The organism is Pseudomonas baltica, from assembly GCF_031880315.1.
In the GTDB taxonomy this organism is placed as follows: Bacteria; Pseudomonadota; Gammaproteobacteria; order Pseudomonadales; family Pseudomonadaceae; genus Aquipseudomonas.
The window spans coordinates 398156-422224 of record NZ_CP134771.1 but is presented as its reverse complement, the minus strand read 5'-3'; the positions used below and the strand labels follow the sequence as shown (position 1 = coordinate 422224).

21 protein-coding genes and 1 pseudogene are annotated in these 24069 nt (G+C 63.8%); 7 read left to right on the top strand and 15 right to left on the bottom strand.

The annotated features are described in order from the left end of the window. Positions 1 to 270: 270 nt before the first annotated feature. Together REH34_RS01975 and REH34_RS01970 are read left to right on the top strand one after the other, a co-directional pair. Positions 271 to 1509 (top strand): EAL domain-containing protein, encoded by a 1239-nt coding sequence (locus REH34_RS01975; protein ID WP_226504556.1) that lies wholly within the window; start codon positions 271 to 273, stop codon positions 1507 to 1509. An 89-nt stretch (positions 1510 to 1598) separates the two neighbouring features. Then, the gene (locus tag REH34_RS01970; RefSeq protein ID WP_311970550.1) at positions 1599 to 2141 is read left to right on the top strand and encodes a glutathione peroxidase; all 543 of its coding nucleotides are present in this window, start codon (positions 1599 to 1601) and stop codon (positions 2139 to 2141) included. Positions 2142 to 2248: 107 nt separating this feature from the next. On the opposite strand, the gene REH34_RS01965 is transcribed toward REH34_RS01970, so the two are convergent. Continuing rightward, positions 2249 to 2644, bottom strand: a complete 396-nt coding sequence (locus REH34_RS01965) for a helix-turn-helix domain-containing protein (RefSeq protein WP_226504554.1) — start codon at positions 2642 to 2644, stop codon at positions 2249 to 2251. A gap of 101 nt (positions 2645 to 2745) precedes the next feature. On the opposite strand from REH34_RS01965, the gene REH34_RS01960 reads away from it, so the two are divergent. Beyond that, on the top strand, positions 2746 to 3867 hold the full coding sequence (locus REH34_RS01960) for an NADH:flavin oxidoreductase (protein ID WP_311970549.1): 1122 nt from the start codon (positions 2746 to 2748) through the stop codon (positions 3865 to 3867). Between the two features lie 49 nt (positions 3868 to 3916). Here REH34_RS01960 and REH34_RS01955 read toward each other — a convergent pair whose 3' ends face one another. The 8 genes from REH34_RS01955 to REH34_RS01920 all read right to left on the bottom strand — a co-directional run bounded on the left by REH34_RS01955 (position 3917) and on the right by REH34_RS01920 (position 14171). After that, positions 3917 to 4969 carry a substrate-binding domain-containing protein gene (locus tag REH34_RS01955; protein WP_311970548.1) on the bottom strand — a complete coding sequence of 351 codons (1053 nt, stop codon included), beginning with the start codon at positions 4967 to 4969 and terminating at the stop codon, positions 3917 to 3919. Next, complete coding sequence (locus REH34_RS01950) at positions 4966 to 6012, bottom strand: substrate-binding domain-containing protein (RefSeq protein ID WP_311970547.1); 1047 nt, start codon at positions 6010 to 6012, stop codon at positions 4966 to 4968. The genes REH34_RS01955 and REH34_RS01950 overlap by 4 nt, the downstream gene beginning before the upstream one ends. Positions 6013 to 6038: 26 nt before the next feature. Beyond that, positions 6039 to 8138: a TonB-dependent siderophore receptor gene (locus REH34_RS01945; protein ID WP_311972029.1), complete on the bottom strand. Its 2100-nt coding sequence runs from the start codon at positions 8136 to 8138 to the stop codon at positions 6039 to 6041. Positions 8139 to 8496: 358 nt separating this feature from the next. Further along, positions 8497 to 10911, bottom strand: a complete 2415-nt coding sequence (locus tag REH34_RS01940) for a TonB-dependent receptor (protein WP_311970546.1) — start codon at positions 10909 to 10911, stop codon at positions 8497 to 8499. Positions 10912 to 11011: 100 nt separating this feature from the next. Next, positions 11012 to 12157, bottom strand: a complete 1146-nt coding sequence (gene ampC / locus REH34_RS01935) for a class C beta-lactamase (RefSeq protein WP_311970545.1) — start codon at positions 12155 to 12157, stop codon at positions 11012 to 11014. 50 nt (positions 12158 to 12207) lie between these two features. Further along, positions 12208 to 13212 (bottom strand): FecR domain-containing protein, encoded by a 1005-nt coding sequence (locus REH34_RS01930; RefSeq protein ID WP_311970544.1) that lies wholly within the window; start codon positions 13210 to 13212, stop codon positions 12208 to 12210. Continuing rightward, positions 13209 to 13799, bottom strand: a complete 591-nt coding sequence (locus REH34_RS01925; RefSeq protein WP_409373302.1) for an RNA polymerase sigma factor — start codon at positions 13797 to 13799, stop codon at positions 13209 to 13211. Before REH34_RS01925 ends, REH34_RS01930 begins: the two co-directional genes overlap by 4 nt. Before the next feature lie 93 nt (positions 13800 to 13892). Beyond that, positions 13893 to 14171, bottom strand: coding sequence for a hypothetical protein (locus REH34_RS01920; RefSeq protein ID WP_311972202.1), 279 nt, complete (start codon positions 14169 to 14171; stop codon positions 13893 to 13895). Between REH34_RS01920 and REH34_RS01915 the strand changes: the two are divergent. The 4 genes and pseudogenes from REH34_RS01915 to REH34_RS01900 form a co-directional block, all read left to right on the top strand. After that, a pseudogene (locus REH34_RS01915) lies at positions 14076 to 14273 on the top strand (hypothetical protein); the annotation flags it as partial. The gene REH34_RS01920 and the pseudogene REH34_RS01915 overlap by 96 nt on opposite strands. 72 nt (positions 14274 to 14345) lie before the next feature. Then, entirely contained in the window at positions 14346 to 16493 is a 2148-nt protein-coding gene (locus tag REH34_RS01910; protein WP_311970543.1) for a PAS domain-containing protein, read from the top strand. Positions 16494 to 16599: 106 nt separating this feature from the next. Continuing rightward, positions 16600 to 17379, top strand: a complete 780-nt coding sequence (locus tag REH34_RS01905) for an SDR family oxidoreductase (RefSeq protein WP_311970542.1) — start codon at positions 16600 to 16602, stop codon at positions 17377 to 17379. A 403-nt stretch (positions 17380 to 17782) separates the two neighbouring features. Continuing rightward, complete coding sequence (locus REH34_RS01900) at positions 17783 to 18025, top strand: hypothetical protein (RefSeq protein WP_311970541.1); 243 nt, start codon at positions 17783 to 17785, stop codon at positions 18023 to 18025. A 6-nt stretch (positions 18026 to 18031) separates the two neighbouring features. Here the strand turns inward: REH34_RS01900 and REH34_RS01895 are convergent, their stop codons facing one another. From REH34_RS01895 to REH34_RS01870, 6 genes are all read right to left on the bottom strand, one after another. Next, complete coding sequence (locus REH34_RS01895; protein ID WP_311970540.1) at positions 18032 to 18289, bottom strand: hypothetical protein; 258 nt, start codon at positions 18287 to 18289, stop codon at positions 18032 to 18034. A 112-nt stretch (positions 18290 to 18401) separates the two neighbouring features. Beyond that, entirely contained in the window at positions 18402 to 19253 is an 852-nt protein-coding gene (copD, locus tag REH34_RS01890; protein ID WP_311970539.1) for a copper homeostasis membrane protein CopD, read from the bottom strand. A 3-nt stretch (positions 19254 to 19256) separates the two neighbouring features. Continuing rightward, positions 19257 to 19634 (bottom strand): copper homeostasis periplasmic binding protein CopC, encoded by a 378-nt coding sequence (gene copC / locus REH34_RS01885; RefSeq protein WP_226504541.1) that lies wholly within the window; start codon positions 19632 to 19634, stop codon positions 19257 to 19259. A 201-nt stretch (positions 19635 to 19835) separates the two neighbouring features. Further along, positions 19836 to 20738 carry a sugar phosphate isomerase/epimerase gene (locus REH34_RS01880; RefSeq protein ID WP_311970538.1) on the bottom strand — a complete coding sequence of 301 codons (903 nt, stop codon included), beginning with the start codon at positions 20736 to 20738 and terminating at the stop codon, positions 19836 to 19838. A gap of 209 nt (positions 20739 to 20947) precedes the next feature. Next, positions 20948 to 22735, bottom strand: coding sequence for an IlvD/Edd family dehydratase (locus REH34_RS01875; protein ID WP_311970537.1), 1788 nt, complete (start codon positions 22733 to 22735; stop codon positions 20948 to 20950). Between the two features lie 85 nt (positions 22736 to 22820). Continuing rightward, complete coding sequence (locus REH34_RS01870) at positions 22821 to 24011, bottom strand: fumarylacetoacetate hydrolase family protein (RefSeq protein WP_311970536.1); 1191 nt, start codon at positions 24009 to 24011, stop codon at positions 22821 to 22823. Positions 24012 to 24069: the final 58 nt, after the last annotated feature.

Sequence of the window (24069 nt, the reverse complement as noted above, 5' to 3'; positions counted from 1 at the left end):
GTCGTTTCATAGACATCCCTTATCCGGTGTACCAATAGACTCAGCCCTGAGTGTAGGCATGCATTCGCGCTAGCACGAGGCAGGTCACTGTTTTTATCCATTACCCGGCCGAAATCCTTCGCATATCGACGGGGTGGCCATTAGTCAGATAATTGACGGCCGTTCGGCAGTTGATTCGCCGGCGTTACACAATACTGCTAATCTGAGAGCAGTGCTCCCCCTATACCCGCGTGTTTTATCTGTAGTCGCAGGCCACTGGAGGTCAATGGAATGTCAGCCGTTCAACTCGCCGAACTGATCAGCCTAAAAGATACCGTCGATGCCGATTCCGGTCATATCGAACGGGTCCTGCGCTCCCTGCGCAAGCATCTGGGCATGGATGTCGCCTTCGTTTCGCGTTTTCGCAGTGCCGACCGGGTGTTCATGCATGTCGATGCCGAGGGTATTTCGCCCATCAAGCAGGGCGATGTGCTGTCGCTGGAAGTGGGCTACTGCCAGCGCGTCGTCGACGGCGCATTGCCCGAACTGATCGCCGACACCTCCCAGGTGCCGTTGGCGATGAGCCTGCCGGAAACCGCCGCACTGCCGATCGGCTCGCACATGAGCGTGCCGATCTACCTCAGTGACGGCAACTTGTATGGCACCTTTTGCTGCTTCGGCTTCGCCCCCGACCAGAGTTTGAGCGACCGCGACATGCAGGTGATGCGTGCCTTCGCCGAGCTGGTCACCGAGCAGCTCGAGCTGGACCTCAAGGCGGTCAGCGAGCGGACCATCAAGCACCGCAGGATCAGCGCGCTGCTGCAGGAGTTTCAACCCTCGATCGTCTATCAGCCGATCTTCGACGCCAGGACCCTGGCCATCGGCGGCTGGGAGGCGCTGTCGCGATTCACCAGCGATACCGCGCGCACGCCGGACCTGTGGTTTCAGGACGCGACGGAAGCCGGCCTGGGGCTCGAGCTCGAGTGCCGGGCCATCGAGTTGGCGCTGCTGGGGCTGTCGCGCTTGCCTGATAACATCTATGTGAGTGTCAACTGCTCGCCGCAGTTGATCTTCAGCGGCCGCCTGACGCCGTTGCTGCACGGTTATTCGGCGCGGCGCATCGTGTTGGAAATCACCGAGCATGCGGTCATCTCCGATTACGAACGCCTGCAAACGGCGCTGGTCAACCTGCGTCGTGCGGGTGTGCGCCTGGCCATTGACGATGCCGGCGCCGGTTTCGCCAGCATGCGCCATATCGTCAAGCTGGCCCCCGACATGATCAAGCTCGACATGAGTCTGACCCGCGGCATCGATCAAGATCCAATCTTGCGCGCCATGGCGTCGGCACTGATCGCTTTCGCCCGTGAAACCGACAGCACGGTGATCGCCGAAGGGGTGGAAACTACCGGTGAACTGGATGCCTTGCGAGCCTTGGGCGTGCATCGGATCCAGGGCTTTCTGCTCGGCAGCCCGATGGAGTTGCATGATGCCCAGCGCCTCAGCGATGACGATCAGCCGCGCCAGGCCTGACGTGAGGAGGGGCAGTGCGGGAACATTTGATTGTAGGGGCTGCCCGTGGTCATTACAGTGGTTGCCCGACTTCTCTTCTGGAGCTGAGCATGAGCAACCTTTACACCATCCCCTTGACCACCATCGACGGCGCCCCACAAACCCTGCAAGCCTATGCCGGCAAGGTACTGCTGGTGGTCAATGTGGCGTCCAAGTGTGGTCTGACGGCGCAATACGAAGGCCTCGAAAAGCTCTATGAGGAAAAACATGCGCAAGGGCTGGAAGTGCTTGGCTTCCCGGCTAACGACTTCAAGGCGCAAGAGCCCGGCACCGAGGACGAGATCAAGGCTTTCTGCAGCCTGACCTACGGCGTTAAATTCCCGTTGTTCTCGAAGATCTCGGTAGTGGATGAAGACAAGCATCCGCTGTATCAGGCGCTCACGGCGGCCAGACCGGACGCGGTTGGCGAAGGGCCATGGCGTGAACGTCTGACTGGCAAGGGCATCCCGGTACGTCCCGTGCCGGAAGTGCAGTGGAACTTCGAAAAATTTCTGATCAGCCGCACCGGCGACGTGGTCGGGCGCTTTACTCCGGACATCGCTGCCCACGATCCGCAGCTGCTGGCGGCGATCGAGGCTGAGCTGGCCAAGTAGGATCCCGCTCCTGTAACGCGCAGGCTTGCCCCCGGAAATCGGCCTGGCACCCGGGGGTATCTGGGGGATCGGATCGGCGGCAAGCCCCCTCGCTACAAGCGTCGGGTTCAGTCAGTGGTTTCCAGCACCCGCTCATCAAACGCCTGCTGCGCCTGCAGCACTTGCTCTGAATGATTCACCGTCCAGTGATACAACGCCCGAAACGGCTCTTCCAGTGTCCGGCCCAGTGGCGTGATGCTGTACTCCACCGCGACCTGCGAGCTGGGAATCACTCGCCGCGCGACGATCCCGCTGCGCTCCAGGCGCCGCAGGGCCTGGGTCAGGGCCTTCTGTGTGATGCCATCGAGTCGTCGGCGGACTTCGTTGAACCGCAAGGGCTGCGGGCACAGCGCCGCGAGGATCAGGACCGACCACTTATCGGCGATCTGCTCCAGCAGCAAGCGGCTGGAGCAATCGGCGCGAAACACCTTGCGTTCGACGTGTTCATTTTGATCGGCGGGCATGACGGGTTTCCTCGGGTATACCTGATAGCTTTTCGGTGCCTGATTGATATCAGGTATACATCTTATACTATGGGCGTTCATTTCCACTGGAGCTTTCAACCGTGAGCCAATCCAGCCTCGATCCGTTGTTCAAGCCTTTCACGCTCAAGTCGCTGACCCTGAAGAACCGCATCGTCATGGCGCCGATGACGCGTTCGTTCGCCCCCGAAGGCGTGCCGGATGCCAACATCGCCGCCTATTACCGCCGTCGTGCCGAAAGCGACGTCGGCTTGATACTGTCTGAAGGTACGGTCATTGATCGTCCAGCTTCGCGTAACGACCCTGGCATTCCGTTTTTCCACGGCGAAGCGGCCCTGGCCGGTTGGCAGCAGGTGATCGACGAGGTGCATGCGGTTGGCGGCAAGATGGCCCCGCAGATCTGGCACGTCGGCGCGGTGGCCAGCTTCCTCACCGACTGGACCCCGTCGCACGGCATCGAAAGCCCGTCAGGCCTGGTGGCCCCGAATACTCCGCGTGGCGCCGCCATGACTGACGAAGACATCGCCGACACCATCGCCGCCTACGCCAAAGCTGCTGCCGATGCGCAGCGCCTGGGTTTCGATACCGTTGAAATCCACGGTGCCCACGGTTACCTGATCGACCAGTTCTTCTGGGGCGGCACCAACCAGCGCACCGATCATTTCAACGGCGCAACCATCAAGGAGCGCTCGCGGTTTGCCGCCGAGGTGGTCAAGGCCACGCGTGCCGCGGTGGGCGAGGACTTCCCGATCATCCTGCGCCTGAGCCAATGGAAGCAGCAGGACTACGCCGCACGCCTGGCCACCACACCGCAGGCCATGACCGACTGGCTGGTGCCTCTGGTCGAAGCCGGGGTGGATATTCTGCATTGCTCGCAGCGACGCTTCTGGGAAGCGGAATTTCCGGAGCTGGACGGTGAAGAAGGGCTGAACTTCGCCGGTTGGGCGAAAAAGCTCACCGGTGCGGCGACCATCAGCGTGGGTTCGGTGGGGTTGTCCGGAGACTTCATGGCCGCGTTTGGCGGGGAGAGCTCGCAGCCGACCAGTCTCGACAAGCTGGTCAAGCGTATGGAAAAGGACGAATTCGACCTGATCGCCGTTGGCCGCGCGTTGCTCAGCGATCCGCGCTGGGTCGCCAAGGTCCGAGATGGCGACCGTGAGAGCCTCAAGCCTTTCAATGCTGCCGATCTGGGCGAACTGGCTTAGTAACCCGGCACCTCAATGCAGCGAGGGGGCATGCCCCCTCGCTGCAGGGCTACAACCCCTTCAGCTTCTCGCGCTCTGTCGCCAGCTCCTCGGCACTCAACGGCACATACCCCTCGGCGGTATCACGCTGAGCCCTCACCAGCGCTTGACCCTCGTCGCTCAACGCCACTTGCAGGTACGCCTTGATAAACGGCTCCAGCGGCTGCCCCGGCGTGGCATTGACGAACAAGTGCAAGTACGACGACAACGGATAGGCGCCGCTGGCCACCTCGTCATAGGCCGGGCCATGGGCCGCCTGTCCCGGGGCCGTGCTCAACGCCACCAAACGCAAGCCCGGCGCGAGTTTGCCGGTGCTGGCCCAGCCGGTCAGGGCGATGCCATGACTGTCGCCGGCCACTGCCTTGAGCACCTGGGCGACGCTGTCCAATGCCTCGTAGTGGACGCTGAACGGCAAGCCGCCAAAGCGATCCATCCGCTGATTGGTGGCAAATCCGCCATCGTCGCGCAGGCCGTACACATGGATGCGCCGCGCCGCCCAGTCGCCGGTCAGCCCCAACTGGCCCCAGGTGTTGATATCGCCTGCTGCCTGCCCGGCGGTCACCACCTGCGCCAGCTGCTGCAGGCTCAACTGCGCCAAGGGGTTGTCCGGGTGCACATACACGGCCGGTGGCGTCTTGCCGCTGTCCCGCGGGCCCCAGCCGGAATAGCCGATGCGGATGTCCAGCGGCTTGCGCCCGAACACCTGCTCATAGCCGTGCATATCGCCCAGCCAGGGTTCCCGCGACAGCGGCGCGATTGCCGTGGCGCCTGCGGTCAGGGCCGGCAGGCCGACTGAGGAGCCTTCGCCGCGCACGGCAAAACGCAATCCCGGGTGCTGCTGGATGAACAGCGCATCGAGCTGCTCGATCAGCGGCTGCATACCGTCGTTGCCGATAATGGCGATGGCGCCGTCGCGGGTCACGTAGCTTGCTTTGGCGGGTACGCGAAAGTCTTCAGCGTGCGCCGCACCTGCGCCCAGTGGCGCGGCGATCAGCAGGGGCGCCAGCAAGGCGAAGCGGGCGGCGGCGCGTCGGGTCGATTTGATCAATGCAGGGCCCATCATTGCGGTGCTACCTCATCCAGTTTGGCCAATTCGGCACGGGCATCCGCTGCGCTCAACGGGAAATACCCCTTGGGCTGGGCGGCGATGATCTGCTGGCCTTGACGCGACAGCACAAAACGCAGGTATTCACGGGCCGCCGGGTCGATGGCCTTGCCGGGTTCGCGGCGCAGGTACAGATACAAGTAACGGCCATAAGGGTATCGGCCGTCGCGCACTTGCGCCGGGGTGCCGGTGGTCAGCGCGCCACTGGCGTCAGCGATCGGCAGTTGCTTGATGTGCGCGTTCTCCAGGCCGATGGCGGCCACGGCCAGGCCGGCGGGGTCGGCGGCCAGGCGTTCGAGGATTGCCTCGGTGTTGCCATAGGCCTCATAGCCCGGAGTCAACGGCCGGCCCCGCAGGTGGGCGGCCTGCATGTAGGTACCGAAGCCGGTGAATTCAGGCGTGCCGTATGGATGAATGCGGCGCAGGCGCCATTCGCCCGCGAGGCCCAGTTGGCCCCAGGTCGACAGGTCGCCCTCAGGGTTGCCGACGCTCAAGGCGCGGGTCACCTGCAGCGCGCTGAGCTGAGCCAGCGGGTTGGCACGGTTGACATACACCGCCAGCGACGTGGCCAGGTGCTGGGAGGTGTCGTTGGCTGCATAGGCGATACGGATTTCCAGCGGCGCGGTGCCGACGATCTTGCGGTAGGCGCTGGTTTCCAGCTCATTGATGCCACGGCCCATGGCACCGAACAGCGTTACGCCGTGGGTCAGCAATGGCACGGCACTGGTGGTGCCCTTGGATTCGTTGACGAAACGCCAGCCCGGATGCGCCGTGGCCAGCGCCGTGTTGAAGCGCTCGACGATGTAGTTCACGTGTTCGGCGCCGCCAATGCGGATGGCACCTGTGGCGTCCAGATACGAGGCGCCTGCCGTGGGGCTCAGGCTTTGTGGCTGGTAGTCGCTCAATCCGGCATCGAGCACGGGTGGCCTAGCCGCACTGGCGTGGCCGGCGAGCAGGGCGCCCGTGGCCAAGGCCAGTGCGCGCAGCAGGGTAACGGGCATGCAGGGTCCTTTCAAATAGGCAGGCATCAGAAGGCCACGGTCACTTTGCCGATGACCTGGCGCGGTTCGCCGATCACGATGGCGGGCGAGCCAAGGCCGCTGCTGCTGACGTAGTAGGTTTCGTCGAAGAGATTCTTGACGTTGAGCTGCAGGGTTACATCCTTGTGCTCGACCTTGAGCTTATAGGCGACGAAGGCATCGGCGACCTTGGCTTCAGGCAGGTAGTACTCGTGGTTGGCTGCGCCCGTTGCGCCGTCGTTGACCCCCCATTTGCTCATGTAACGCCCGCCGAAGCCTGCGCGCAGATTGCCGATGCCGACCTGTCCGAAGTCGCGGGTCAGGTACAGCGCGGCGGTGTTTTTCGACACGCCGTCCAGCGGGGTGCCCTTGAGGATCGGGTCTTCGGTCCATTCGGTGTCGGTGTAGGCATAGCTGCCGGTCACGCTCCAGGCGGCGCTGAGCTGGCCGGTGACGTCCAGTTCGACACCGCGCGAGCGCGCTTCGCCGCCGACCCGGGTGCAAGTCTCGGGGCCGCAGGTTTCGCTAGTCTGAACGTTCTTTTTGACGATATTGAACACCGCCAGGGTGGCGGTGACCTTGTCGTTCTGGAACTTGGTGCCCACCTCGTAGGACGTGCCTTCCTCGGGCGGCAAGTCGCCGATCGGCGTGGCGATCGAGGTGTTAGGCCGGAACGACTTGGTGTAGCTGCCATACACCGACCAGTCCGGGCGGATCAGGTACACTAGGCCCAGGCGCGGTACCAGCTTGCTGCGATCTTGATCGGAACCGACGATGAAGGGCCGGCCCTTGCCGGTGTATTCGGTGAATGAGTCGTAGCGCAGGCCGGCCTGCAGGATCCACTGGTCGTTGAGGTGCAGGTTGTCTTGTACGAAGAGCGCGTGGGTTTTGAGATTGTCGGTCTGGTCGCTGTCCTTGGCGCTGACGGTGCTCGGCACCGGCACGTTGCCGTACACCGGATCGTTGTAGTTGAAAGAGCTCTCGTTGGCGCTGCGCATCAGGTCGCCCAGGGTGCGGTCGTTCTTCATGTAGTCGACACCCACCAGCAGCTCGTGACGCATGCCGGCGAACTCGACATTGCCCAGCGCATTGACGGTGGCGGTGTGAGCGGTCTGCAAGGCATCGCGGGTGGCGTCGCCGCGGCGCACGATGGTGCCGGTGACGAAGTTGCCCGAGATGTAACGCTGCTGATGGTCATTGTAATAGTTGCGGCTGTAGCCATACGCGGCGCGCAGGGTCCAGTCGTCGTTGAGGCGATGCTCGGCGTTGAGGTTGAAGGCGTCCGAGCGCCCGGTAGTGATGTTGAAGTGCTCGTCCAGGCGCCGCGAGCGGGGGATGTCGAGGACCTTGCCGGTGGTGGTGTTGATCTGCGTGCCGCGGTCGAACGGCACCGAATACTCCATGTGCTCGTAGGCGGCGGTAAGAGTGGTGTCTTCACCGAACCACGACAACGACGGCGCGATCACTTCCTGATCGGTGCTGCCGAAGTTGCGCCAGTAATCGTATTGTTGCTTGTCATAGATAAAACGATAGGCCAGGCCGGTGTTGCCCAGCGGCCCGGTACTGTCGATCTGCGCGCCGCCGCCGCCGAAGCTGGTGTCCCAGGCAGAGATGGAATTGGCCTGGGTCAGTTGTGGCTTCTTGGTCACCACGTTGATCACGCCACCCGGGTCCTGAACGCCGTAGAGCATGGACGCCGGGCCCTTGAGCACTTCGACGCGTTCGGTGGTGGGGGTGAAGTTGCGCGCGTTCACCGATTGCATGCCGTCACGCATGATCGAGTTGTCGCGGTTGGTACCAAAGCCACGCTTGATGATCGCGTCCTGAGTGCCGCCCAGGGTGTTGCCCTGTTTGACGCCGCTGACCGCGTTGATGGCCTCGTCCAGGCTTTGCGGGGCGCGGTCTTCGATCACCCGATGGGTGACGACGTTGACCGACTGCGGCGTTTCGATCAGCGGGGTTTCGGTGCGGGTAGCCACGGTGGAGCTGACAGCCTGGTAGCTGACCTGACTTTTCTCGGTGGCGGTCTGCTCGGTGGTGCTGTCGATATTCACCGCGCCGATCTCGAGCGTGTCCGCAGCCCACACGGGTTGCCCCAGCGCCAGCATCAATACCCCGGCGGCGCACGCAGCGCTCCTGTAGCGAGAGGGCGTGCCCCCGATAATCTCCAACTGTGACGCCATCAGGGCGCCGGGCGCCATCGCAACAGGGTGTTTCATGAGTGGTGATCCGTATGAAGTGAGTGCGAACAAGATTGCTTTTCATTCACTACACGGAGACCGAGGGTAAACACCTCAGTAAAAAGTTTGAATAATTTTCATTCAGGCTGGATTTTATGCAACCTGTACCGGCCTCTTCGCCAGCAAGCTGTGCTCCCACAGAGCTGGAACTGTCGGCATGCATCTGTGGCAGCAAGGGTGCGAGTTCGGCAGGGAAGGGACCAGACGCCTCAGCGCCATTCACTGGTCAGAATTCCACACTACTCGACAACACTACCTGCCGTGGATCGCCCACCGATACCATGTACTGGCTCACGCTAGACGGGTAATACTCGCGGTTGAACAGGTTGTTCACGTTCAACTGCAACTGCATTTTGTGCCCCCCTACATGGGTGTCCAGCCGCGCGAAGGCGTCCGTCACCGTATACGCCGGCAGACGAAAGCTGTTGGCGGCGTCACCGGCGCGCTCGCCGACGTAGCGCGGGCCGCCGCCGATATGCACGTCGCCCAGGCCCATCAAACTGCCCATATCCCGGCTCGCGTACAACGAGCCACTCTGGCGCGGCACGTTCTGCAGCGGCTTTCCCTGCAACTGCGGGTCGCGTGTGACCCAGGCGTCGGTGAACGAGTATGCCGCCATCAGCTCCCAGTGCTCGGCGACGGTGCCACTGGCTTCCAGTTCGATGCCGCGCGAGCGCACAGCGCCCGCGTTGCGGCTGACGGGCTCGTCATTGACGGTTTCGCTGACCAGCACGTTACGCTTGCGAATGTCGTACAGCGCCAGGCTGGCGGTGAGGCCTTGATCGCGCTCGTATTTGAGGCCGGTTTCCCAGGCCTTGGCTTGTTCCGGGCGGATGGTGGAGTCGATGATCTGCGTGGTGGCAGCATTGAGCGGGGCGATGCTGGAGTTGGGCTTGAACGATTCGCTGTAGCTGGCGTACCAGGACCACTGCGGGGCGAAGCGATACACCAGCCCGGCGCTGGGCACCCAGGCGCTGCCGTTGATGTCAGTGTTGGCATGGAACGGCCGACCACGACCGGCGTACTGGTCGTATACCAGGGCGCGGGCGCCGAGGGTGGCGATCCATTGATCATTGAGGTGAATACTGTCGCGCAGGTACCAGGCGCTGGTGCGCAGGCGGTCCGACTGATCGCTGTCGCCGGGCGAGACAGTGGTGGGCGCGACTTCACGGCCGTACACCGGGTCCAGATAGCTGAAGGTGCTCAGGGCGCTCTGGCGCAGCAGATCGCCACGATAGTAGAGCCGGTGCTCGTTGCTCATGCCTAGCAGCAGGTCGTGCGCCTGGCCCCACAGCTGCGTGCTGCCGGACAGCTCGAGCTGGCCTTGCTGGTCGCGGCTGATGGAGTCCAGGGTGCCGTCCATGCGCCGCGTCAGGGTGCCGGTCTGGGTGTTCACGCCGCTGATGCGCACTTGATAGGCATCGTAGGATTCTTCGTTGTAGCTGTAGGCCGCGCGCAGCTGCCAGTCATCGTCCAGGTGATGGGTGTAGCTCAGGCGCAGCAGCTCCGAGCCCCCCGTCATGTCGTTGAAGGGTTCATCCAGGCGCCGGTCATAGGGGATGTCGAGTATATGGCCGGTGGAAGGGTTGATCACCGTGCCGCGGTCGAAGGGGGTGACGAAGGTGCGGTGCTCATAGCCGATCTGCACTTCATCGGCCTCGCCGTACCAGGCCAGGGACGGTGCCACCAGGGTTTCGCGGTGCTGGCCGTAGTTGCGCCAGTAGGTTTCGTCCTGATGATCGATGATCATCCGGTAGGCCAGGCCGGTGCTGCCGGTCGCGTCGCTGAACAGCGGGCCGGTGCTGTCGAGGGTCACATCGCCGCCATTGCGGCCTTGGGCAAAGCTCGAGGCCTTGCCTTGCAGCTCGTTGCGGGCACGCAGCTGCGGGGTCTTGCTGATCACGTTGATGACCCCGCCAGGGTCCTGAATACCGTAAAGCAGGGCGGTAGGGCCCTTGAGCACCTCGATGCTTTCGGTGGCGGCGTTGAAGTTGCGGCCTTGCACCACGGGCATGCCGTCACGCAGTATCGAGCCGTCGCGGTTGTCACCAAAGCCGCGCTTGATCAGCGTGTCCTGGGTGCTGCCGAGCGTGTTGCCCTGGGTCAGGCCGCTGACGTGGCGCAAGGCGTCGTCCAGGTTGCGCGGCTGCTGGTCGCGCAGTACGTCGTTACTGACGCGGCTGATGGCTTGCGGTTGTTCCAGCCAGAGCTGGCGGGAGTGGCTGATCCGGGTCACGGCATCGGGCTGATAGCCGCGCGGGCGGTCGCTATCGATGTTCAGGGGCTGCAGCTGGATGTTATCGCCCGTGGGCGCCGGTGCGCTGATCGCCAGGGTATGCATGTCGCTGCGCTGGACCGCCAGCGAGGTGCCGGCCAGCAGCCGCGTCAAGGCTTCTTCGGCGCTGAAAGTGCCTTTGAGGGGCGGCGCTTGCAGGCGATAGGGCAGGTCCTCGGCATACACCACGTTCTGGCCGGTCAGGCGGCTGACGGCGGCCAAGGCGTCACTCAGGGGTTGCGCGGGGAGGGCGAAACCGTAGCGCGGAATGCTGCTCTGGCCCAGGTCGGCGGCGAAGCCATTGGGCGCTACCGCGATGCCATTGAGCAAGAGTGCCAGCAGGGTATAGGGCAACCGGCAGCGCATCGCGGGCTAAGCTCTTGATCAGGGAAATTAATGCGAATATATCTCATTAACAATTGATGTGCACGCGTCAAGTGGGTGGCGCGCAGGCCTTCCTGTGGATTCAGTTGAGCAATGCATACGCCAGGCGCACCCGAGCTTCATTGGGGTAGTTCTTGTTGGCGAGGATGACGATGCCCTTTTGACGTGCGGGCATGAACGCCACATAAGCACCAAAGCCGTTGGTAGAGCCGGTCTTGTTGATCCAGCTGGCGGCGGACGCAGGCTGAGGTGGGTCGATCGCGGTGACAGGCAGGCCTTGGGTGATGACTTCGCCAGCATTGCCGGCCACCAATGCTGTCAGCGGCGCCGACGACGGGTATTGCTCCCAGATCAACGCCTGGGTAAACGGCCCGGCCCGATAGTAGCCGCTGTGGGTCATGGCGATGGCGCGGCCCAGTACCGAGTGCGGGTCGATGCGGCCGAGATTGGCGTCGACGAAGCGCAGCATGTCCCGGGCGGAGGTCTTCACGCCGTAGGCCTCAGTGGCAAGCACGCCCGGGTTGACGCGTACTTCACGGTTGTCCCTGGTGTAGCCGAACGCGTAAAAACGCTGCTGGCTGGCGGGCACTTCGATAAAGCTGTGTTGCATGCCCAATGGCTTGAAGATGTTCTGCACCACGGCATGATCGTAGGGCTGGGCGAGTGTTTGCGCGGCGATCACACCCAGCACGCCGATGCTGATATTGGAGTAGGTGCGGTAACTGCCTGGCGCCTGTTCAGGGTGCCAAGCGCTCAGGTAACTCAATAGTTGTTCATTGCTGCCGATCGAGTCGGGCACCTGCAAGGGCAGGCCGCCAGTCGTGTGGGTTGCAAGGGCCAGTAGCGGTAGCTGGCCAAACGCTGAACCTGCCAGCGACGGGACATACTTGCCGACACTGTCCTGGAGTTGCAGATGGCCTTCGATCTGCGCGACCGCTGCCAGGGTGGCGGTGAAGGTTTTGCTGACCGAACCTACTTCGAACAGGGTATCGGCACTGACCGCCGTGGCCGGCGCTCGGGTCGCCTGGCCGACGCTGTAGAAACGATGTTGGCCTTGCTCGGTAATGGCCACCACCATGCCGGGGATGTCGTATTGCTGCATGACCGCCCTAATGCGCTCGCGCACCTGTTGGTCTCGCGGGTCGGATGCGGATGCGGATGCGGCGCTGGCTCCGGTGGCGAACACGAGCACGGCCAACGACAGGAGGTTTCTTACAGTGATGGGCATAGCGGCAGCCTTGGCAGTTTTGTATCGGTTTGCACGCGCAGGCGCACGCATCAACGAATCAGCAAGGTACCGCCCGGCAGGCGCTGTTGGGAAAACCCCAGCACGGCCTGGAAGGCGGCCAGGACCACCGTCGGATCCTGACTGCTGAACTCGCCACTGACCGGGCGGGCGCCGAGGCTGCTATCGAGTAGCACGATACGCTGCGGGTAGTAGCGTTGCACCACGGCGAGGGCATCGGCCAGTGGCACGCGGCGAAAGCTCAGGCGGCCCTCGCGCCAGGCGAAGGCCTGTTGTGGGTCGACGCTTTGCAGGGCGCCGGCGTGGCCGTCGCGGTAGTCGATACGTTCGCCGGCGGTCAGCACCTGAGCACCGATGCCTGGCAACGGGCTGACCGCGACCCGGCCTTCTTCGACAGTGACTTCAGTGCCATGCGCTTCGCGGCGCACTTCGAAGCGCGTCCCGAGCACCGTCACCTCGCCCGTGTCAGCGTGCACCACAAAGGCCTGGCCGGTATGGCGAACCTTGAAGAACGCCGCCCCACGGCGCAGGTGCACGTTGCGAGCAGAATCGGTCACTGACACGTCCAGCGCGCTGTCGCCGTCGAGGGTCACTTCGCTGCCATCGGCGAGGGTCACGGTGCGCAGCTGCCCAGGCGCGCTGGAGTAGTCGGCCTGCAGGTTGTCAATCCAGCGCTCAGGCTGCCAGGCGAGCATCGAGACGGCCGCGAACAGCAGGCTCGCGGCAATCGCCAGCGCCGCCAGGCGTCGCCGTGGTCGCTGTCGGCCACGGCGCAGGATCGCTTGCAGCGCGGCATCTTCTTCGCCAGCCAGACGCGCCGCCGGCATCGCGGTCAGCTGCCACAACTGGCGGGCACGGGCGTAGGCCTGCGCATTGCCGGTGTCGGCGTCGAGCCAGCGCTGCAGGTCACCTCGCTCCTGAGGGCTCAAGCGCGCTTCGGCCAGTTGCCGGTTATCCGGCTCGGCCGCCAGGCGGGTGACCCACAGCAGGGCGACGTCTTCGCTCTGCTGGCGCGATGCAGGAGTGATCGGGGTCATGATCGGGCCTTCCGGTGGCTGTTACGGCTGGACGAGTCCATGTCGATGCTGTCTTTGCAGACCTGCAGGGCACGCATCATATGCTTTTCCACGGCGCTGGCGGAGATCCCCAACGCACCGGCGATTTCGCTGTAGGACTGGCCATGGATGCGGTTGAGCAGGAACACGTGGCGAGTACGCTCGGGCAGTGTCCGCAGCGCGGCATCGACCTGATGCAGATCGTGGTCGGCCTGGTGGCCATCTTCCACCGCGCTGGGCGCGCCCACCATCTGCTCGGGCAGCAGCGCCGATTCGGTGCGCAGGCGGCTGCGTTGGCTGCGCAAATGGTCGATGGCCAGATTGCGCGCGCTGCGCATCATGTATTGGCCCAGGTCTTCGACCTGCACATCCTTGCGCCGCCACAGGCGAATGAACAGCTCCTGGACCAGGTCAGCAGCCGTGGCGCGGCAAGCCACCCAACGGCTCAGCTGTTTTTCCATACGCCCCTGTTGCTGCAGAAACGTCTGCAGCATGGCCTCGGAGCCGCCGGCAGACGGCTCGGTGGCTGGAGGTGGGCCGCAGGGCTCGTGAGGAGGGAGCTCGGACATGGGCGTGGAAGGCTGACCAAGGGAAACGCGCATGATAAGCGCTCTTGATCGCGATGGGTATGCCTAACGCCCAACCCTGTCCACGGCCCGACCTCATCCCTCGCTACGGGCCAGCGGCGATTGCTCGTCCAGCAGCGCCGCGCGGATGAAGTGCAGGTAGCGGGTCGAGCGCGGTGACAACTGCGGTTGCTCGGGGGCTTCCTCCACTGCTGTCAGCGCGCGTTGGCGGTTGCTCGCCGAAGGCTCCTCGAAGGCCCGGATCAGCGAACGTCCTGGCTGCTGCCGGCGTACCGTCTGCGCGACCTCAACCTCTACGCCATCTATCCGTCCCGCCAGTTTCTCGATGCCAGGATCAAGACCTGGGTCGAACACCTGCGCGCCACGTTGTCCGAGGCCCTGCCAGCGAGGAGCGCGACTTGCAGGCAGATGCTTGAAGCACGTGAACACCGGCGATCGCGCCCAGTCGGAGATTGAACCGCCCTCGCAGATAGGCTATATAGCGCTCACTGCAAAACACGTATTTGCCCCCCTTTTTCGAGTGGCTCGATGTCCTTTCTATCTGATGACCATGGTTGCCCCGGCTGGCGCGGTGAAATGGCCGAGCGTATCCGCACGCTCGACTGGTCGACCACGGGCCTCGGGCCGCTGCAGCAGTGGAGCCCGGCGCTGCGTCAGGCCGTGCAGTATTTGCTGGCCTCGCCGATGCCGCTGGTGATGCTGTGGGGCACGGACGGCTACATGATCTATAACGATGCCTATGCCGTGTTCGCCGGTGGGCGCCATCCTTACTTGCTGGGCACCGCCGTCGAGCTGGGCTGGCCCGAGGTGGCGGAGTTCAACCGCTACGTGGTGGACACCTGCCTGGCCGGTGGCACCTTGTCCTATAGCAACAAGGAACTGGTACTGCTGCGCGATGGCCAGCCCGAAACGGTGTGGATGGACCTGCATTACAGCCCGGTGCCGGGTGATGACGGCGCGCCGGCCGGGGTCCTGGCGGTGGTGATCGAGACCACGAGCCATATCATCTCGGAGCAGCGGCGTGTCGCGGCCGAGAATGCCTTGCGCATCACTAACGAGCGCTTGCAACTGGCACTCAATTCCGGCGCCTTGCTGGGCACCTTCGTGTGGGATATCCGCATCAATCGGCTCTCTGGCGACGAGCGTTTCTCCCGCACGTTCGGTTTCTCTCATGAGCAGATGCTGGAAGGACGTCCCATCGAAGAGGCCACGCGCATCATCCACCCCGACGACCTCGAATACGTCAACCAGCAGATCGCTCTGGCCGTCGCCAATGGCAGTAACTACAGCGCCGAATACCGCATCCGCCGCCCGAACGGCCACTGGCTATGGGTGCTCGCCAGTGGCCGTTGCGATTTCGATGCGTCCGGCCAACCGCTGCGTTTCCCCGGCGTGCTGATCGATATCCACGAGCGCAAGATCGCCGAAGAGGCGCTGCTGAGCCTGTCGCGCACCCTCGAGCAACGGGTGATCGATGAGGTCCAGGCCCGCGTCGCCATGGAAGAACAACTGCGCCAGTCGCAGAAGCTCGAAGCGATCGGCGCGCTGACCGGCGGCGTGGCGCACGATTTCAACAATTTGCTGCAGGTGGTTGCCAGCAATCTGTACTTGCTGGCACGCCATGAGGGCGACAACCCCCGCGTGCAGGCGCGGGTGACTTCGGCGCTTGGTGCAGTGGACCGCGGGGCACGGCTTTCGGCGCAGTTGCTGGCATTCGCCCGGCGCCAGCCGTTGTCCCCGGCGGTGTACAACGTGCGCCACATCTATGAAGGCCTGGGCGATCTGCTGCAGCGTGCCTTGGGTGAAACCATCACGGTGGATGTGCAGATGCCTGAGGAACCCTGGAACCTGAGGGTCGACCGCAACCAGCTGGAAAACGCCATCCTCAACCTGGCCATCAACGCCCGCGACGCCATGGACGGCGAAGGCACCTTGCGCATCACCGGTGCCAATCGCCACCTGGACGCCGAGTTCTGCGCCGACAAGGAGCTGGTGCCCGGCGATTACGTATTGCTGGCGCTGGCCGACAGCGGCCGCGGCATGAGCGCCGAGGTGCTGCGTCGGGCGTTCGAGCCGTTCTTTACCACCAAGGCCGTGGGGCAAGGTACGGGGCTGGGGCTGAGCATGGTGTTCGGCTTCGTCAAGCAGAGCGGCGGTTACATGAGCATCACCAGCCAGCCCGGGCTGGGCACCACGGTGCACCTGCTGTTCGCCCGGTGTCACGATGGCATCGACCAGCCCCTGGGCGTCGAACTTGCCGACGACGACCCGTTGCGCGGGCACGAGACCGTGCTTGTGGTGGAGGATGACCCAGGCGTGCGCCAGACCGCCATCGAATTGCTACGGCTACTGGGTTATCAGGTCGAGGCGGCGAGCAATGGCGATGAGGCCATGGCGCTTTTGCGCCAAGGGCTGGCGGTCGACCTGATCTTCAGCGATGTGGTGATGCCCGGTCGAATCAAAAGCGCCGATCTGGCCGCCTGGGCACGGCAGCAGCACCCGCCGATTCCGGTGTTGTTCGCCTCGGGCTATACCCGCGAGGTCATTACCCGCAACAACGAGCTGCATGCCGGCACCTATCTATTGAGCAAGCCCTATTCCCCGCAGGACCTGGGCACCATGCTGCGCACGGTATTGACTCAGCAGCCCCTTGCGGCGGGTAGCGTTCAGGGCTGAACCGGCTGGAATTAGCCTTGGCGGCAACGGTGGCAGGCAGTCTATGCTGTAGGCCTTTGAGCGCACCGCTCTGCACCCGCTGCATAACTGCCCAGGAGTCATGACAATGTCCGATAACAACCCGACCACTCCCGCCCACGGCAAGATCGCGCTGGTGACAGGCGCCGGCAGTGGCATCGGCCGCGCCGTAGCCCTGGAGCTCGCCGCCGATGGCTATCGCCTGGCACTGGCCGGGCGTCGCATCGAGCCGCTGGAAGCCCTGGCGCAAGAGCTTCGCGCGCAAGGGCGCGAAGCCGTGGCCATTTCTACCGACGTGCGCGACCAGGCCAGTGTCGACGCCCTGTTCACCACCGTGGAAGAGGTCTATGGCCGCCTCGATGTGATCTTCAACAATGCCGGCATCGGCGCCAAGGCCGTGCCTATCGACGAGCTGCCCGTCGAGGACTGGCTCAACGTCATCAACACCAACGTGACCGGCGTGTACCTGTGCAGCCGTGGCGCCTTCGCACTCATGCGTCGGCAACAGCCTCAGGGCGGGCGGATCATCAACAACGGCTCGATCTCGGCCCACACCCCGCGGCCCTTCAGCGCTCCCTATACCGCCAGCAAGCACGCCGTGCTGGGCCTGACCAAGACCCTGGCGCTGGATGGTCGAGCATTCAATATCGCCGCAGGCCAGATCGACATCGGCAATGCCCTGACCGAACTGTCGGCGCGCATGACCAAGGGCGTGCTGCAGGCCAATGGCACTACAGCGGTGGAGCCGATGTGCGACGTGAAGGATGTGGCCGAAGCCGTGCGTTATATGGCATCGCTGCCGCTGTCGGCCAACGTGCTGAATATGACGGTGATGGCCACTAATATGCCTTTTGCCGGCCGTGGCTGACGTCACCAAGATGCCGGAAACTGCGATAAACCCTTCTAGACCGGGGGTTTACCGCCAGTGTGGGAATTATTGGCGCCAATATAGCGGTGTAACGAAAATCACTCGGAATTAGCGCGCCAAGTTGTCGTCACTTATAAAATCCATATAAATCAACAAGTTAAAAATAACGTGAAAATTTCGTTAGCTATATGACGTTATTCCGACGGGTGGCGGCCTTGGGCCATTGTTCGCCCTGATATCCAAGCGCAGAATCCGCCTCAATCGATGGGCAAATCCCCGTTTTGGCAGCCGCCAGGCGCTTCCCCATTGGCTATTTCCGCAGCCTTTCAGACCGTTTGTGGCAGCCATGCCCCGAGCACGGACGACTGTGGGTCACCGCCCGGCAAGCAAGGAGATCTCGGCAATGATGACAGTCTTTTTCGTAGTGATGACACTGTGCAGCGGTACGGAAGGGTGTGTCGACGAGCGCAAGCGCGTGGCGTATGCCTCGGAGGCCGAATGCATGGAGACGGTCAATGCCATGCCGGCACGGCGCGGCGTCAAATACCGTTGCCACCGGGGCCCGCAGCAACTGGTCAGTGAAGTGATCCGCAGCAGCGCGCCGCAGCCGCACCTGGTTACCACCAATGTCCCGGTGACGCCTTGATCGCTGTCAGCGCTTGCCCATCGAGCGGCGCGTGCCGTTAGGGGCGCGGCCCGGCGTCTTGTCGTGGTTGGATTTGCCAGCGCCCGGATAGTTGGCCGGGCCCGGCTTGGTCAATGCGCCTGCGTTGAAAGGAAAGCGGAAGGCCGGAACGGCAGCTTTGCTGTCTTGAGCGGGGGCGGTTTCGGGTGCGACCGCAGCGGCGTCGATGTCAGCCTCGATGCCGGTGTCTGGTGCGGCGGCGACAGTAGGGGGCTTGGCAGGCATAAACGACTCCGAAACGTACACAGTGGTAATTGAGCGCGGCAGTATACCCGGCCGATCACTGCGCCGCTGCGGATTTGCATGCGGCGCCGGACGAACTGCCGACATGACCGACTCAGTTGAGCGGCACAGGAGCCAGGGTACCCAGCAGCGATACCGCCGCCAACGCGCCGAAGCCCAGCAGCCATTCCGCCGAAACACTGGCGCGCAGGCGTTCCAGGCTGGCTGTCGCGCTGCAGCGGCGGTTGTAATTGGCCAGGATCAGCATCCCCAGCACCAGTACCAGTTTGATGACCAGCACCCAGGCAAAGCCTGACGCCCCAGGCAAGAAGGTGCCGGTCATGGCCCGCACGTTGATGATCCCGGAGGCGATGATACCTGCCACCAGCCACAGCCCATAGCCACTGAAGCGTGCCAGCAGGGCGCGCAGGTCGTCGTCCTGCGGGCGGTTCTGGAGCCATGCGAGCAAGGTCAGCGCCCCCAGCCAGGCACCGGTGCACGCCAGGTGCAGGGCTTGGTTGGCGATCAACAACACACCAGCGATACCGTTGAACATCGCGCCATGCCCGACCGGTGCCAGGGTCAGCAGCACCAGGCTGGCCAGCACCAGTGGAATGCGCGCCGACCGCCCGCCGGGAATACGCCAGTAGACCAGTTGCACCAGGCACAACACCACGTGCACGGCCCAGACCTTGCCGAAGAAGGTCTCGAACAGAACCTTGCGCAGCGTCTCGGCCTTGACGCCCACCGGCCATGAACCGGCCATGTCGGCGGCCGCCGCGAGCAGCCAGCCGACCGCGCTGAGAAACGCCAGCAGCGCGATGATGCACAAGAACGGGTCCATGCGCCGGCGCAGGCTGGCCAGCAGGGCCGGTGAGCCGACCAGCAATGGCCGAAACACGCTGACCCCGAACAACACCAGCACCGCCGAAAAGTGCACGAACCGCAGCAGGACCAGAACGCTCATGAATTACTGGCCAACCGTGAAGCTGTAGTCGCCGTTGCTCTTGTGGGTGTCCACCGACAGCACCTGCCACTGCACCTTGTATTTGCCGGCCGCCAGCGGTGCGGCGGGGGTCACGATCAGAGTCTTGTTATCGCCGGTGGCGGTGTTCAGTGCCTTGACCGCGACACTTTTGCCATCTGCACCGGTCACGGTGACCTGGCTGAAGCTCGGCTCGACACCTTCGGAAAAACTCAGGCGCAGCTCGGTGGGCGCGGCAACCGTGGCATCGGCGGCAGGCGTCTGGGTTTTCAGGTGGGCGTGGGCAAAGGCCAATGGCGACAGCAGGCAGCCGAGCAGCACAGAGGTACCGGCGAACAGCAGTTTCAGGCGGGAGGCAGGCATGGGCAAATCCTTGGCAGGGGGAAAAGGCTGCCAATAAACCATAACCAACGGGGGGGATAAAGCTTAAATATTGTTCAGGTGCAGGGCAGTGACATCATCCGAGCGCGCCGCTTCGCGGGCCAGCCTCGCTCCCACAGGTGTACGACGCTGGAACGTGGGAGCAGGGCTGGCCCGCGAAGCGGCCCTAAAGGCCGCCAGCAATCAACGAAAATACTTGTCCACGTACTTCTGGATTTCCTGGCGCATGAATTTGCCCGACTCATCCGCGCGCTCTTCCCAGCCGAACACGCACGCCGTGACGATACCGTCGAAGCCGGTCTTGGCCAGCGCGCCGAAAAACACGTCCCAGTCGATCTCGCCCTGATGCATGTCCATGTGCTGGTGCACCGTGACCTTCGCCCCCGGTGGATTGACGATATAGCGCAGCCCTGAGGACGCCTTGTGGTTGTAGGTGTCGGCGATGTGCACATGGGCGATCATCGAGCCCGCCTCGGCGATCATCTTCGCCATGTCGTCGCCGAAGTAATAGGTGTGCGGTGCGCAATACAGGAACTTGACGTTGTTCGAGCCGATGGTCTTGATGATGTCCAGCGCCGGGTTCAAGGTTTCGCACCAGTCTTCAGGGTGCGGTTCGACGTTCAGGGTGACGCCTTCGTGTTCCAGAATCGGCACCAACTCTTCCATCGAGCGCCACCAGGCCGCTTCACTGGATTCGTGGCTGTGCACGCCGCCACAGCAACTCACGGTATGGCCACGATCGGGTGACGGGCCGCGACCGAATTCCGAGTTCATGGTGGTGCAGCCCATGTCCACGGCGATCTGGATGGCCTGTTTCCAGTGTTCGACGGCGGTGCGTCGTTCGTCTTCATGGGGGCTGGCCCAGCGGTACATCGGCAGGATCGACGCCAACTGCACGCCATGATCACGCAGGGCCTTGTTGAATTCGCCGATGCGCTCCTTGTGGGCGCGCGGATGCACCCACCAGGGCAGAAAATCATCGCGCGGCGACATCTCCAGGTATTCGAAACCCATTTCGGCCGTTTTCCGGCACAGCTCGGGCAAGCTCAGGTGGCGGTGCATGTAGGGGTCGAGGGCGATCTTCATTGTTGTTCTCCGAAGCTCTTTATTGTTATGAACGCTCGGATTCGATGCTAGGCAGATGCAAGCGCGGCAGCAACAAGGGGGTTGAAGTAAACACGTCAAAAAGCCCTTGTCGCCTCCTGGACCCTGGCGCCCCCGGGCGCGCACGCCCGCTCCCAAAGGTTTACACAGGTAAATGTGGGAGCAGGCGCGCCCGCGCGGCGGCGAAGCGCTTAGTGGGAATGGCGCGGCTCGCCACCGGTACGGGCGATCACGCGCAGGTGCAGCGTCGCCGGCTCCAGGCAGCCGCCGGTCGACAGCTGGCCCACCAATTGGCGATACAACTCCTGCCAGGGCGTCTGCGAAGCCGGATAGCTGGGCGACCAGGCGGCGCGGCGCTCGGCCATCTCGGCCTCGTCCACCAGCAGGTTGACGCTGCGGTTGTTGAGGTCGACGCGCAGCCGGTCATTGGTTTTCAGCAGCGCCAGGCCGCCGCCCACGGCCGCTTCGGGGGACATGTTGAGGATCGACGGGCTGGCCGACGTACCGCTCTGGCGACCATCGCCCAGGCACGGCAGCGAGTCGATACCTTGTTTGATCAAGGCTGCCGGCGGCGCCATGTTGACCACCTCGGCGCTGCCCGGATAGCCCACGGTACCGGCGCCGCGAATCACCAGAATGCAGCGCTCGTCGATGTCCAGCGACGGATCGTTGATGCGCGCGTGATAGTCCTCGGGCCCTTCGAAGACGATGGCGCGGGCTTCGAAGCTGTTCTCCGCGCCAGGTTCCGAAAGATACGTCTTGCGAAACGCTTCGCCGACCACCGACATCTTCATGATCGCGCTATCGAAAAAGTTGCCGCTCAGCACAATGAAGCCGGCGCGGTGCTTGAGCGGATTGTCGTATGGCTGGATCACATCGGCATCGCTGCTGGCGGTAGCGCTGACGATCTGGCCGATGGTCTTGCCGCTGACCGTGGCGCAGTCTTCATGCAGCTGGCCGGCCTTGCGCAGCTCGTGCATCACCGCCGGTACGCCACCGGCGCGGTGAAAACTCTCGCCCAGGTACTTGCCGGCCGGCATGCAGTTGACCAGCAGGGGGACGTCTTCGCCCAGCGCTTGCCAATCCGCCAGACTCAGCTCGACGCCCATGTGCCGGGCGATCGCGATCAGGTGCGGCGGGCAGTTGCTGGAGGCGCCGAGTGCAGAGGCCACTTTGATGGCGTTCTCGAACGCCGGGCGGGTCATGATCTGCGACGGCCGGATGTCCTCGCGCACCAGGTCGCAGATGCGCTTGCCGGTGGCATAGGCCATCTGCCCGCGCTCGCGATAGGGCGCCGGGATGCTCGCGCAGCCCGGCAGCGACATGCCCAGTGCTTCGGCCAGAGCGTTCATCGACAGCGCCGTGCCCATGGTGTTGCAGTGGCCCACCGACGGCGAGGCGGCGGTGGTCATTTCCATGAAGCCTTCGTAGTTGATCTCGCCGGCGGCCATCAGGTTGCGGGCGTGCCACAGCACGGTGCCGGAGCCGATCAACTGGCCCTTGTGCCAGCCATCGAGCATCGGCCCGCCGGAGAGTACGATGGCGGGCAGGTCGGTGGTCGCCGCCGCCATCAGGCAGGCGGGGGTGGTCTTGTCGCAACCGGTGGTCAGCACCACGCCATCGAGCGGATAGCCATGGAGGATTTCCACCAGCCCCAGGTAAGCCAGGTTGCGATCCAGCGCGGCGGTCGGGCGGCGGCTCTGTTCGGCGATCGGGTGGACCGGGAATTCCATGGGGATGCCGCCCGCGTCGCGAATGCCGGCCTTGACGCGCTGGGCCAGTTCGATGTGATGGCGATTGCAGGGGGTCAGGTCACTGCCGGTCTGGGCGATGCCGATGATCGGCCGGCCGGATTGCAGCTCGTCGCGGGTCAGGCCGTAGTTCATGTAGCGCTCGACGTAGAGCGCGGTCATGTCCGCGTGTTCGGGGTCGTCGAACCACTGCTGGCTGCGCAGGGGACGGGGGCGGGTATCGCTCATGGCGGTGTGCTCTTGTAGTTATGGGAGTGCAGTCGGGGGCAAGCCCCCTCGCGATCGGTTGCAGGCTGGTCAATGGTACGCGCGGTCAGTGTGAGTCGGGTGACAGCAACCCGCGCCCGGCCAGATTGCGCAGCAGCGCGCCGACGCCGAAGGTCCAGGGCGCGGCGTCGCTGCTATGGGTGACCTGATTGCGCAGGGTGCCCAGCAGCGGCGAGCTGATGCTCACTTGGTCGCCCAGCTTGTGGGTGAAGCCGCCGCCGGCATGGTCGCGGTCCTCGGTGGGCGCGAACAGCGTCCCGAGGAACAGCACGAAGCCGTCCGGATACTGGTGGTTGGCATTCAGCGCCTGGCCGGCGAGGTCTTCGGGATCACGGCTGATCTGATCCATGGAGCTGGAGCCCTGCAGCACGTAACCGTCCTCGCCACGCACTTCAAGGCCGACTACGCAGCGGCGCACGTCGTCGAGGCTGAAGTGTTCATCGAACAGGCGGATGAACGGGCCGATGGCGCACGAGGCGTTGTTGTCCTTGGCCTTGCTCAGCAGCAGCGCACTGCGGCCCTCGAAGTCGCGCAGGTTGACGTCGTTGCCCAGGGTCGCCCCGACGATCTGTCCGCGGCTGTTGACCGCCAGCACCACCTCGGGTTCGGGGTTGTTCCATTCGGATTTTGGGTGAATACCGATCTCGCCGCCACTGCCGATCGCCGCCAGCACCGGCGCCTTGGTGAAGATCTCGGCATCGGGGCCGATGCCCACCTCCAGGTACTGCGACCACAGCCCTTGTTCGATCAGCACCGCCTTGAGCCTGGCCGCCTGTTCGGAGCCTGGCTTGATACTGCGCAAGTTATCTCCGATGGCTTGCTGCACGGTGGCGCGCACGCTTTCGGCCTTGGCTGGATTGCCCTTGGCTTGTTCCTCGATCACGCGCTCGATCATGCTGGCGGCAAAGGTCACCCCGGCCGCCTTGATCACCTGCAGGTCCACCGGAGCGAGCAAGAATGCCTTGCTCGGGTCGGTATGGGCGCCGCTATTGGCCAGCAGCTCCTCGACGCTGCCCAGGCGTTTGCCCGCAATGCCACGCACCGCTTGCAACGGCACCTCGGCCTCGAGCAATTGGCTCAACGTGCTGTAGCGCTCGGACAGATCGAACACCCCATCGGCGCGCAACACCACTGGCGAAGGCCCCGCGACCTGGCCCGGCACCCAGGCGCGACCGATCAGGGTGCCGGCCAGGCCGTCGGCGGGCAGGGTATTCTGGGCAGTGAGGGTGATCGTCATCGCAGGCCTTCCTTATTGTGTAAAGCCTTCACGCTAGAGGGGGTGACCGATAAACTCC